Here is an 11,957-nt window from a genome sequence, read left to right on the forward strand (position 1 = left end):
AATCTATGATTAAAGGAGTGTTTCAAAATGATTGAAGCAGGAACAGCGTTCTCGGCACGCCGGGTTCACTTGGCGGATGTGGCAAAGGCGGGGGAGACGGCGACGCGGACGACGATCTACAGCACGGCATCGACGAGCGGTGTCGTTTGGGTATTGAAGCCGGGGCAGGAAATCAAGACACATGGGCATGCGCAGGCGGACGATATATGGATCTGCGTGCAGGGGACGGGCGTATTTTATCCCGCGCCGGGGCAGGAAGAACCGATCGCGAAGGGCGACGTTATCGTCTCGGCGAAAGGCGCATGCCACGGAATGCGCAATACAGGAACGGAGGACTTCGTTTTCGTCGGTATCCTTGCGCCCTTGCCGGCGGATTACTATCCCATCGAGGGATGAGGGGCGCGATGCGTTCGTGTAAACCGACGGGAAATTTCCTCTTTTTTCTTGCAGTTAGCACTTGATTTTTCTTTCAAAAGTTGCTAAAATAACTATCGTTGTCGGGATGTGGCGCAGTTTGGTAGCGCGCATCGTTCGGGACGATGAGGCCGCAGGTTCGAACCCTGTCATCCCGACCATTTATTTTCGGAGTACAAAGACCAGCCGATGGGCGGGTCTTTTTCTGTTTATAGCACAGAGAGGAGCGCATTATGACGGAAGCAGAGAGAGCCTGCGCAGAAGAGCTGATAGAGTTTATTGATGCCGCGCCCTCGCCGTATCACGCGGCGCAAAATCCCAATCCCGCATGGGAGCGGATCACGAACGACACGATAGAGCGCATTCGCCCGGGCAAAACATTCTATCTGCCGCTCTTTCGAACGGGAGCGGTTGTCGTCTCCGTGGGGGAAAATCCGCGCGGTCTCTTGCGGATGGCGTGTGCGCATACGGATTTCCCCTGTCTGCGCATCAAGCCGAATCCTGTCATGTGCGATGCAGGATACGGAAGGCTCAACGTGGAGACCTACGGCGGACTGATTCGGAATACATGGCTCGATCGCCCGCTCTCCATCGCGGGCGCGGTTACGCTGCGCGGCGCGGACGCCTTTCATTCGGAGCTGCGCCTTGTGGATTTTCGGCGGCCGCTCGCCGTCATTCCGAACCTCGCGATCCACATGAACCGCAAGGTGAACGAGGGCGTCGAGCTGAAGCCGCAAAAAGACCTCCTGCCGCTGCTGTTCCAATCGGATGGGGCGGGGGATGCGGCGGACGACGGGAAAAAGCTGCACGCGCTTTTGGCGGAGCATCTTAGTGTGCGCGCGGAGGATATTCTCTCCTATGATTTGAACGTCTATCCGGCAGAGCGCGGCTGTTTCGTGGGATCGGGTGAGGAGTTCCTCTCCGCGCCGCGGCTCGACAATCTCTCGTCGGTGAAGGCGTGCTTTGACGCGATCGCGCAGGCGCCGGCGGAGGGCGTCTCCGTCGCCGCGCTCTTTGACAACGAGGAGGTCGGCAGCAGAACAAAGCAGGGCGCGGGTTCTTTGGCGTTGTCCATGATGCTGGAGCGCATTTATTTGGCGCTCGGGTTCTCGCGGGACGAATACCTGCGCACGGCGCTCGGCGGGGTCTGCATCTCTGCGGACGTCGCCCATGCGCTGCACCCGAATGCGCCCGAAAAGGCGGATCCGACGAATCGTCCGCTGCTGAACCGCGGCGTCGTGCTCAAGGTCGCCGCGAGTCAGTCCTATGCGTGCGATCCCGAGGCGTTCGCGGCGGTGCAGGACATCTGTATGCGTGAGGACATCCCGCATCAGGTGTTTACGAATCATTCGGATGCGCCGGGCGGAGCGACGCTCGGCTCGATCCTATCGACGCTCCTCCCGATGAAGACCATGGACGTCGGCGTGCCGATTCTCGGGATGCATTCCGCGCGCGAGACGATGGGGATGCGCGATCAATATGCGCTGACACGTCTCCTCACCGCCTTTTTTTCCACATGAGAGGACAGTGTGCGGCGAACGTGTTATAATGGAGCACATTACGACGGGAAGGGAGGCGGTCACATGCGCGCGGTGGTGACGCGGGTCAATGCGGCGGCTGTCCGCATCGACGGCGAAGTTCGCGGTCAAATCGACCGCGGATATTTGATTCTCCTCGGCATTGCGCCGCAGGATACGGAGGCGGACGCGACGCGTCTCGCGGAGAAGATCGTGCATCTGCGCGTCTTTTCCGATGCGGCGGGCAAGATGAATCTCGCGCTTGCGGATGTCGGCGGCAGCGCGCTCATCGTCTCTCAGTTCACGCTGTATGCCGATCTGAAAAAGCGGCGTCCCGGTTTTTCTCACGCGGCGAAACCGGAGACGGCGATTCCGCTCTATGAGAAATTTATCGCGTGCATGAGGGCGCATGATGTGCCCGTGGCGTGCGGTGTGTTCGGTGCGGACATGCAGGTCTCCTCGGTGAACGACGGTCCCGTTACGCTCCTGTTTGATACGGATGAGGTGTGAGATGAGAGAGGATATTCTGAAGAAATACGCGGCTCTTGTCGTCCGCGTCGGCGTCAATTTGCAGCCGTCTCAGCCGCTCGTGATACGCGCGCCGATCGGATGCGCGGCGTTCGTTCGCGCGCTCTCGGCGGAGGCGTTCGCCGCGGGTGCGTACGACGTCGCCGTGCATTGGAGCGACGAGGCGTTCGAGCGCATTCGCTATCAAAACGCGCCCATGGAGCGATTTGAGGAGTTCCCCGCGTGGCGCAAACTCTTTTACGACGATCATGCGGGGCGCGGCGCGGCGTTCATCTCCATCGCGGCAAGCGATCCGGATATTTTTTCCGATATTGCGCCCGAAAAATTAACGGCGGTGCAGCTCTCGGCGGGCAAAGCGCTCGCCGACTACCGCAATCGATTGATGAGCAATCGCAACACGTGGTGTGTCGTCTCGATACCGACGCCCGCGTGGGCGCGCAAGGTGTTCCCGGAGGCGGCGGAGGAGACTGCCGTCGCGCGGCTTTGGGAGGAGATTCTAAAGGCGGTGCGCATTACGCCGGAGAACGATCCCGTGGCGGTGTGGAAAGAGCACATCGATACGCTGCAAAAACGCGCGGCGTTTCTCAATCAATGCGATTTTGCAGAGCTGCATTATACGAACGGCCTCGGGACGGATCTGCGCGTTGAGCTTCCCGCGGGGCATCTCTGGATGGGCGGCGCGGAGCATTCGGCGGACGGCGTGCTCTTTGCCGCGAACATGCCGACGGAGGAAGTCTACACGCTCCCGCACCGCGGCGGCGTGAACGGGACGGTGGCGGCGTCAAAGCCGCTCCATTTTAACGGCAACGTGATCTATGATATACGGCTGACCTTCCGCGACGGAAAAGTCGTCGATCATATGGCGTCGCGCGGCGCGGAGCATCTAAAGAAGCTGATCGAGACGGACGAGGGGGCGTCGTTCCTCGGCGAGGTTGCGCTCGTGCCGTATGATTCTTCAATTTCGCGGAGCAATATCCTGTTTTACAACACGCTCTTCGACGAGAACGCTTCCTGTCACCTTGCACTCGGCAAGGCGTATCCGACCTGCATCAGGGGCGGCGAGGATATGACGGAGGACGAACTCCGCCGTGCGGGCGTGAACGACTCCATCGTCCACGAGGACTTTATGATCGGTACGGAGGATCTCTCCGTCGTAGGACGCACGCGCGACGGGCGGACGATCCGCGTGATGGAGCAGGGGAATTTCGCATTCTGATGCAGAGGTATGAGCGATGCAGGATAGTTTCAAACAATACGGGCTTTGTCTCATGGTCATGTGCGCGCTTGTACTTTTTTGCGCCGTGCCCGCAGAGGCGAAGGGCGCTGTCGAGGACGCGGATTTCTCCTATCGGGGCATATCCTTAGGAGATACGGAGCAGACGCTGCGTGAAAAGTGGGGCGCGCCCTCCTTTGAAAAGACGGTCTATGTGCGCGGCGTCCGTCTGAACGTCTGCACCTACGGCGATGTGACCGTCGCCGTTGCGGCGGGGAGCGGACGCGTCGCGGATATTGCGCTCTCCGGGGATCAATACCGCTTGCGGAAAAATGTGCGGCGGGGCGCGACAACCGGCTATATCTTTAAGACGTACGGCAAGGCGTCCCGGCAGATGCTCGACGATAATACCTGCTACGTTTATGCGCATCCGTCGCATCCCCATTGGCATCTCGTGCTGAACCTTGATCCCGAGGGCGGATTCCTCACGGCGGCGCGCATCACGATGCTGCCGCTCAGCGACGAGGAGGCGGATGAGATGGCGCTTGCGAACGATGACGCCGCCGATGTGCTCGATCTCGGCAGCGGCTTCATCGCGGCAAAGAACATCGATGTGTCCGCGCTGCCGAAGGAGCAGCCCGTGCGGCTCGGAGGATATGCGAAATGATGCACCACGTGCATATGCGTGTCCTTGGACACCGCGCGATGCGATACATGGGCATCGCGCTCGGCTGTCTCATCGCGAGCTCCGCCATCAACATCTTCTTGATTCCCGCGCATCTGCTCACGGGCGGCGCAACGGGCATCGCGATGATCGTCTACTACCTCTTCGGACTGCCGATCGGTATACAGACGTTTCTCTACAATATCCCGCTCCTCTTTATGGCGTGGAAACTGATGGGGCGGAGCTATACGGTCGACATCATCATCGGCACGGCGATCTTCTCGGCGTTTCTCGACCTCACGCGCCCGCTGAACGCGTATGCGCCGGTCAGCGATATGATGCTGACGACCGTATACGGCGGCGTGTTCGCGGGACTCGGCTACGGACTCGTGTTCCGCATGAACGGCAGTACGGGCGGATTTGACATCCTCGCCGCCATCGTTCGGAAATACTACGACCTGCATATGGGCGGCGTGCTCTTTGCGATGAACTGTCTCATCATGCTCATCGCGGCGTTCCTGTTCGGCATGGCGCCCGCGATGTTCACGCTCATCTATATGTTCATCAACGCGACAGTCGTCGATAAGATCGTCGCGGGGTTCAACCACCGCAAGGCGGTGCTCATCGTCTCGGACAAATACCGCGAAATCGCGGAGAACATCATCGATGAGATGCACCGCGGCGTCACCTTCCTGCACGGGCAGGGGGCATATACGCGCAGGGAACGCAACGTTGTCTTTGTCGCGGTGGGAACGACGCAGGTGGGAAAACTCAAATTCATCGTTCATAACGTCGATCCTCATGCGTTCGTCATCATCATGTCCGCGAACGAGGTCATGGGGCGCGGTTTCGGGCGCATCAATCAAAACGATGCGTCCGCCTCCGACGAGGACGACGATGAACGCGAACACGAAAGGAAGTGAAGCGTATGGCGGATGCACACACGATCGACGTGACCTATTTGCTCAACAGCGGATTCCTCGTCCGCGTGGACAACGTACTGCTCATCTTTGACGACTTTGACGATCCCGCGGGCGTCGTTCCGCAGGCGATCGAAAAAGGGGGCTATACGAAGGTATATTTCCTGTCGTCGCACGCGCATTTTGATCATTTCAGCCCGCATATCGCACAGTTTGCAGCGGAGGCGACGCGCTACATCCTCAGTGAGGACATCCGGAACGTGCCGGGGGCTGCCCGCATCCCGCGGGACAAGGTTGTCTGGATGCCGATCTACGACGTGTGGCACGACGATACGATCGCCGTCACGTCGTTCTCTTCGACCGACGAGGGGACGTCGTTCCTCGTTGAGACGCGCGGGCGCAGAATCTTCCATGCGGGCGATTTCAACTGGTGGGATTGGATCGGCGATACCGCAGAGAACCGCAAGCTCGCAGAAAACGGATTCCGCAAGCAGATGAAGCGGCTCAAAGGGCTGTCGTTCGACCTCGCGTTCTTCCCTGTGGACGGGCGTCTTGAGACCTCGATGGATCGCGGGGCGAAGGAGTTTTGCGCCGAGACCTATCCGGATGCTCTCGTTACTATGCACTCGGTCGGCTATCCCGTGTGGCGGCCGCCGGCGGATTTCTTCCTGCCGGGGCGGGAGATTCCCGTGTGGTCGCCGCGTATTTCGGGGGAAACACAATCTTTTTGAAATATGTATTGAAATATGAGGGGGCTTTCGGTAGAATGGGGAAGTATTTCTATATCCTTGCACTCTGTCTCGTCGTTGTGATTGGCGGCATATTTTTTGCGGCGCACAGCGGCAGTGCGGGGATGTCGTTCAATATGCTTTTGGATCAGGATAAAGGAAAAGGAGAGAACGGAATCGTGGCAAACCGTATTGCAGTTTTTACGACCAACAAGGGAACTTTTGAGGTCGAACTATTTGAAGATAAAGCGCCGATTACCACAAAGAATTTTATAGATCTCGTGGAGAAAGGATTCTATGACGGTCTGATCTTTCACCGCGTCATCGACGGCTTTATGATTCAGGGCGGCGATCCGAGCGGCAACGGGACGGGCGGCCCCGGCTATCATATCCCCGACGAGTTCCACCCGGAGCTCAAACACAGCGACGAGGGCGTCCTCTCGATGGCGAACGCAGGCCCCAATACGGGCGGCAGTCAGTTCTTCATCACGCTGGCGCCGACGTCGTGGCTTGACAATCATCACGCCGTTTTCGGCAAGGTCGTCGAGGGCATGGACGTTGTGCGCGAGATCGGGCATACGCCGACGAGTTACGGCGACCGCCCCGTGCATGACGTCGTTATCGAAAAAATCACGCTCAAAGACGCGGAATAATGAACTATGCATATCTCCTCGCCTGTGCGGACGATAGTCTGTACGCGGGGTGGACGAACGATCTCCGGCGGCGGCTCGCCGCGCACAACGACGGCACCGGCTCAAAGTATACGAGAGCGCGCCGTCCGGTGAAGTTCGTGTATGCGGAAGCATTTTCGACCAAGGAAGAAGCGCAAAAGAGAGAATACGAAATCAAAAAAATGCGGCGCAGTGAGCGTCTCTCACTCATCCGCGCAGGAGAGCGTCGTGCCGATATGGCGGCGCTGCTGTCACATATCAACACGGAAGACGCAGAGCAAAGGAGAATTTTGAATGACGGAAAAGAAGGTCATGCTGACGGAGGACGGGTACAATAAACTCGTCGAAAAGCTTAACTATCTGAAAAGTGTCCGCCGCATCGAAGTGGCGGAGAGGCTCAAGGCGGCGATCGCCCTCGGCGATCTGTCCGAGAACTCCGAGTATGACGACGCGAAAAACGAGCAGGCATTTCTCGAGGGAGAAATTCAGGAACTCGAAAATAAAATCCGCAACTCCGACATCATCAAGGCGGGCGACGGAAAATCCGTGACGATCGGAAGCCGCGTCACTGTCAAGGATCTCGAGTTCGATGAGGACGAGACCTTCCTCATCGTCGGCTCGACGGAGGCGGATCCGGACGAGGGCAAGATTTCTAACGAATCGCCGCTCGGCATGGCGCTCCTCGGGCAGAAAATAGGCAAAGTCATCAACGTGAGCGCCCCTGCGGGCATGATCCGGTATAAGATCGTCGACATCAAGAAGTGAAAGGAACACCTATGGCAGAAGAGAGAGCGCAGATGGCTGAGGTGCAGGAGCAGGATCTCAATGAGATGATGCGCGTGCGCCGCGAAAAGATGGACGCATTCCGTGAGATGGGCGTCGCGCCGTTCGGACACCGGTTCGAGGTCACGGACTACGCGGCGCAGATCCGCGCGCAGTACGACGGTCTCGGCGAGGACGAGGAGGGGGGCGAGGTGCGCATCGCAGGGCGTCTGATGGCGATCCGCGGGCACGGCAAAGCATCGTTCTCCACGCTCAACGACCGCACGGGGAACATACAGATCTACTTTAAGCAGGACGTCCTCGGCGAGAAAAAGTACAAAGAGGAGTTCAAACGTCTCGACATCGGCGACATCATTGGCATCTGCGGCGTCGTGTTCAAGACGCGGCGCGGCGAAGTCACCGTCCGCGTCGAGGATTTTGACCTGCTCTCCAAGTCCCTGCGCCCGCTGCCGGAAAAATTTCACGGGCTCAAAGACGTCGATACGCGCTACCGACAGCGCTATCTCGATCTAATGGTCAATTACGAGGTGCGCGATACGTTCCGCAAGCGCGCGAAGATCATCCGGTCTATCCGCAGCTATTTGGATGAGCGCGACTTCCTCGAGGTCGAGACGCCCGTGCTCTCGACGATCGCAGGCGGCGCGGCGGCGCGCCCCTTTATCACGCACCACAACGCGCTCGACATCGACCTCTATCTGCGCATCGCTACGGAGCTTAGCCTGAAGCGTCTCATCGTCGGCGGACTCGACCGCGTCTATGAGATGGGGCGCATCTTCCGCAACGAGGGCATGGACGTCCGGCACAACCCGGAGTTCACCTCCATCGAGATCTATCAGGCGTTCGGCGACTACCGCGACCTCATGGAGATCACGGAGGGGATCGTGCGCCGCACGGCAGAGGATGTGCTCGGTACGACGAAGATCACTTATCAGGGCGTTGAGATCGATCTCGGCACGGTGCGCACCGTCAGCATGAACGACGCGGTGTGCGAAGCCACGGGCAGGGATTTCCTCTCCTGCACGACTGTGGACGAGGCGCGCGCCATGGCCAAGGAGATCGGCGTCCCGTTCGAAGAGCGGCACGGCATCGGCGGAATCCTCAACGCCGCTTTTGAGGAAAAGGTGGAAGAGACGCTGATCCAGCCCACCTTTATCACCGGGCATCCGACGGAGATTTCACCGCTCGCGAAGCGCAATCCGGACGATCCGCGCATCACGGATCGCTTTGAATTTTTCGTCTACGGGCGAGAGCTCGCCAACGGATTCACCGAGCTGAACGACCCCATCGATCAGGAACAGCGGTTTATAGATCAGCTCGCTCAGCGCGAAGCGGGCGATGCGGAGGCGCATGTCATGGATCGCGATTATGTGACGGCGCTTGAGTACGGACTGCCGCCGACGGGGGGGCTCGGCATCGGCATCGACCGCCTCGTTATGCTGCTCACGGACAGCCCCTCCATTCGCGACGTGCTCCTCTTCCCGACGATGAAGCCGCTTGCGGAGTGATTTCTACCGACAAATAAAAAACAAAGAGGGCGGACGCTATTACGGCGACTGCTCTCTTTTGTTGTGTGCTTTACTTCTCTTTCAAGAATCTTTTTGTTATAATAAAAAACGATAAATCATCCGGTGATTTTCGTATCGTACGGCAAAGGAGCGTGAGCGTTTGCGGCGGAGACTAGAGGATGAGGTGCGCGAGGCGCTGATACGATACGCCTTTGTACCGGTCACGGTCGTTGCGCTTCTCTGCGTTGCGTGGGGCATATTCAATTGGCAGTGGAGCGTCGTTCGGCGCAACGGAGAGATACGCGACCTCACGGCGCAGATCTTCAGCGAGACCGTCACCGATTACATCGACCGCGTGAGCGATATGACGCGGCTCTCGATCACGGATGCGCATGCCGGCGGGGAAGCGCAGCGCGCGTTTTACAGCGATTTTTACGCGATTGTGAATCGCCGTGCCGATCACCCGTATTTTTACCTCCTCGACGCCGACGGGCAGACCATATTTACGAACTACACGGCGTCCCCGCCGTATTTTCGTACGCCGTGGGGAATCCTGCGGCGGATGCGCACGGAGGGCGCGCCTGTCGTTGAGTTCGTGCGCGCGGGGGAAAAGGAATGGAACCTTGTCGTCGGGCACGCGCTTTGGGAGGACGGACGTGTGACGGGATACGCCGCGCTCGTCCTGCCGCAGGCGGCATTTATGTCGCCGGAGCTGCCGCCCGATACGCACTGGGCAATTGTGGACGCGTACGGCTATGCGCCGTTCTCGACACTGCCGCAGCTGCGTTCGGAGAACTTTGACAAAATCAGCGCCGAACTGCGCGGTGCGGACGGCATCGTGGATATCAAGGACAGCCTCTTCTATGCAACCCATCGGGATATATTCGGCGGTGCGTTCCGTATCTACGCCTTCACACCGATTGCCCACGTCCTGTGGCAGTATGTCGTCGGTGCCCTGATCCTGCTCGGTGTACTCATTGTCATGACACCCGCGATATTGATGCGCGTCCGCCGTGAGACGACGGGGAAGACAAAGGCCGCCGAGGAGATTATGAAGGCGTTTCATGAGGTGCGCCGCGGGCGTCTGAATCACCGGCTCGACATCAGGACGGGCAACGAGTTCGAAGAGATCGCAAACTCCTACAACAGAACCGTGGACAGCATCAAAGAGCTGCTGCGGCTCAACGAAGAGCAGACGCGCGCGAAGGTCGTCTCCGAGCTGCGGCAGCTCGAATCGCAGTTCAACCCGCATTTTCTCTTCAATACGCTGGAAAATATCAAATACATGATACGACTTGCTCCCGCAGAGGCGGTCGATATGGTCATGGATTTGTCGGCGCTCCTCAGATACAGCATTGAGCGCGTGACCAATGTTCCTTTGGAAGAGGACTTAGATCATCTCGCGGGATATTTGCGGATTCAGCGCCGCCGTTTTGGCACGCAGCTCTCCTACGAGGAGGAGATCGCGCCCGAAACACTGCCGTGCCGCGTGCCGAAGCTCATCATGCAGCCCGTTGTGGAAAACGCCATCAAATACGGAGCGGATGAAACCGGCGTCATACGGATTCGCGTGCATACGGAAAAAGAGGGGAACCTGCTCGTGATTACCGTTGCGGACAGCGGTTCCGGCATTGCGCCGGAGAAGCTCGCGCGCCTGCAGGAAATGCTCAAAAGCGGAGAGAATACCTCCATCCATACGGGCGTTCACAACGTCCACCGGAGGATTCAGCTCCTCTACGGCGATCAATACGGCCTGCGGATCACATGCCCTGCGGGGTGCGGAACGCGCGTCGAGATGCGCTGTCCGGCACGGATTTAGCAGCGGAGCAAAGGAGGGGGAACGATGCGCAAAGTGCTCATCGTAGAGGATGAGGAGATCATCCGCCGCGGACTCGTCGATACGATCGACTGGAGCGGTATGGGATGCGTCGTTGTCGGCGATGCCGCGGACGGGCGCGCGGGGCTTGAGATGATACGCAGCCTGCATCCCGATATTGTGATGACCGACATTCGGATGCCGCGCATGGATGGCATCGAGATGGCGCGCGCGGCACGCGCCGATGGAATTCTGGGCGCGCTCGTATTCTTTACCAGTTACAGCGACTTTACCTATGCGCGCGAAGCGATCCGTCTTGACGCCGCGGACTATTTGCTCAAACCGGTCGACGAGCGCGAACTCGCAAAACTCATGGAAAAACTGACGGCGGGCGTACAGAGAGACGACGCTCCCGGCGTCCCGCTTCCCGTCGCGCCCCTGCCGTGGCAGGACTGGCTTGCCGATGAGGGGATGAACCCCTATGTGCGGCAGACCATGCAGCGCATCCGGCAGTCGTTTGCCGAACGTCTCAGCATCGAACGGCTTGCCGACGAGTTCGGCGTCAGCGCCAGCTACCTCAGCCGCAAATTCAAAGAAGCCGCGCATCAGACCTTCGGCGAAGCTCTTACGCGTCAGCGGCTCTACATGGCGGCGCGGCAGCTCGCCACAGGCATCTACCGAGTCTATGAGGTCGCCGAGCAGAACGGGTTCGGCGATTATAAAAACTTTTGCACCGTGTTCAAAAAATATGCGGGCGAATCACCGACCGACTTCATGAAACACTGTAAAAAGCAAGGCTTGGAAATAAAACAGGATGTATCTACCATGATATAAATTCGGAACTATACACTGCCTTGACAATGAAAATCTCATGATGTAATATGTTCTAAAATCGGGTAACAAGTACGGTAAAAGATCATTTTCTAGATGGATATCTTAATATCTGCAGCAATGCGGTGTATAGGTTCAATGTACTGGTCTATGAGTATATTTCGGCAAACTAAAGCATTACCGATACTTTAGGTCAAAATAATAGGGCTGTTCTCCTAAGTCCAATCATGTTGGCGGAACAGTCCTGTTTTGTTGTATGGGTTCCATTAAGTTTTGCAAAGACAGCGCCTGATGTCTTTGTTAATTATCCTATTGAAATTACGGCGTGTATTGGTATAATAAGTATTGTGTCATGTAAATTTATAAT

The 11,957-nt window shown here is 58.1% G+C and carries 13 protein-coding genes and 1 tRNA gene; all 14 read left to right on the forward strand.

Features of this window, described 5'->3' with window-relative positions:
• Nucleotides 1–27: 27 nt before the first annotated feature.
• The 14 genes from HMPREF9162_RS04220 to HMPREF9162_RS04285 all read left to right on the forward strand — a co-directional run bounded on the left by HMPREF9162_RS04220 (nt 28) and on the right by HMPREF9162_RS04285 (nt 11,593).
• Entirely contained in the window at nt 28–396 is a 369-nt protein-coding gene (locus HMPREF9162_RS04220) for a cupin domain-containing protein (RefSeq protein WP_009348713.1), read from the forward strand.
• A gap of 102 nt (nt 397–498) precedes the next feature.
• Nucleotides 499–575, forward strand: a tRNA-Pro gene (locus HMPREF9162_RS04225).
• 72 nt (nt 576–647) lie between these two features.
• Complete coding sequence (locus HMPREF9162_RS04230; protein ID WP_009438510.1) at nt 648–1,934, forward strand: M18 family aminopeptidase; 1,287 nt, start codon at nt 648–650, stop codon at nt 1,932–1,934.
• A gap of 63 nt (nt 1,935–1,997) precedes the next feature.
• Nucleotides 1,998–2,441: a D-aminoacyl-tRNA deacylase gene (gene dtd, locus HMPREF9162_RS04235; RefSeq protein ID WP_009348715.1), complete on the forward strand. Its 444-nt coding sequence runs from the start codon at nt 1,998–2,000 to the stop codon at nt 2,439–2,441.
• A 1-nt stretch (nt 2,442) separates the two neighbouring features.
• Nucleotides 2,443–3,675, forward strand: coding sequence for an aminopeptidase (locus HMPREF9162_RS04240; RefSeq protein ID WP_009438465.1), 1,233 nt, complete (start codon nt 2,443–2,445; stop codon nt 3,673–3,675).
• Nucleotides 3,676–3,691: 16 nt separating this feature from the next.
• A complete protein-coding gene (locus HMPREF9162_RS04245) occupies nt 3,692–4,339 on the forward strand; it encodes a hypothetical protein (protein WP_009438530.1) in 648 nt (215 codons plus the stop codon).
• Nucleotides 4,336–5,259, forward strand: a complete 924-nt coding sequence (locus tag HMPREF9162_RS04250; protein WP_009438440.1) for a YitT family protein — start codon at nt 4,336–4,338, stop codon at nt 5,257–5,259. The genes HMPREF9162_RS04245 and HMPREF9162_RS04250 overlap by 4 nt, the downstream gene beginning before the upstream one ends.
• A gap of 5 nt (nt 5,260–5,264) precedes the next feature.
• Nucleotides 5,265–5,987: an MBL fold metallo-hydrolase gene (locus HMPREF9162_RS04255; RefSeq protein ID WP_009438408.1), complete on the forward strand. Its 723-nt coding sequence runs from the start codon at nt 5,265–5,267 to the stop codon at nt 5,985–5,987.
• Between the two features lie 35 nt (nt 5,988–6,022).
• Nucleotides 6,023–6,637, forward strand: coding sequence for a peptidylprolyl isomerase (locus HMPREF9162_RS04260; protein WP_037350203.1), 615 nt, complete (start codon nt 6,023–6,025; stop codon nt 6,635–6,637).
• Nucleotides 6,637–6,993 carry a GIY-YIG nuclease family protein gene (locus HMPREF9162_RS04265; protein ID WP_009438568.1) on the forward strand — a complete coding sequence of 119 codons (357 nt, stop codon included), beginning with the start codon at nt 6,637–6,639 and terminating at the stop codon, nt 6,991–6,993. The genes HMPREF9162_RS04260 and HMPREF9162_RS04265 overlap by 1 nt, the downstream gene beginning before the upstream one ends.
• The gene (gene greA / locus HMPREF9162_RS04270) at nt 6,950–7,420 is read left to right on the forward strand and encodes a transcription elongation factor GreA (RefSeq protein ID WP_009438369.1); all 471 of its coding nucleotides are present in this window, start codon (nt 6,950–6,952) and stop codon (nt 7,418–7,420) included. The genes HMPREF9162_RS04265 and greA overlap by 44 nt, the downstream gene beginning before the upstream one ends.
• An 11-nt stretch (nt 7,421–7,431) precedes the next feature.
• Complete coding sequence (lysS, locus tag HMPREF9162_RS04275; protein ID WP_009438524.1) at nt 7,432–8,943, forward strand: lysine--tRNA ligase; 1,512 nt, start codon at nt 7,432–7,434, stop codon at nt 8,941–8,943.
• Between the two features lie 160 nt (nt 8,944–9,103).
• A complete protein-coding gene (locus HMPREF9162_RS04280) occupies nt 9,104–10,762 on the forward strand; it encodes a histidine kinase (RefSeq protein ID WP_009438378.1) in 1,659 nt (552 codons plus the stop codon).
• A gap of 24 nt (nt 10,763–10,786) precedes the next feature.
• Nucleotides 10,787–11,593, forward strand: coding sequence for a response regulator (locus tag HMPREF9162_RS04285; protein WP_009438448.1), 807 nt, complete (start codon nt 10,787–10,789; stop codon nt 11,591–11,593).
• The last annotated feature ends 364 nt before the right edge of the window (nt 11,594–11,957 follow it).

Source organism: Selenomonas sp. oral taxon 137 str. F0430 (assembly GCF_000183625.1).
GTDB lineage: Bacteria > Bacillota > Negativicutes > Selenomonadales > Selenomonadaceae > Centipeda > Centipeda artemidis.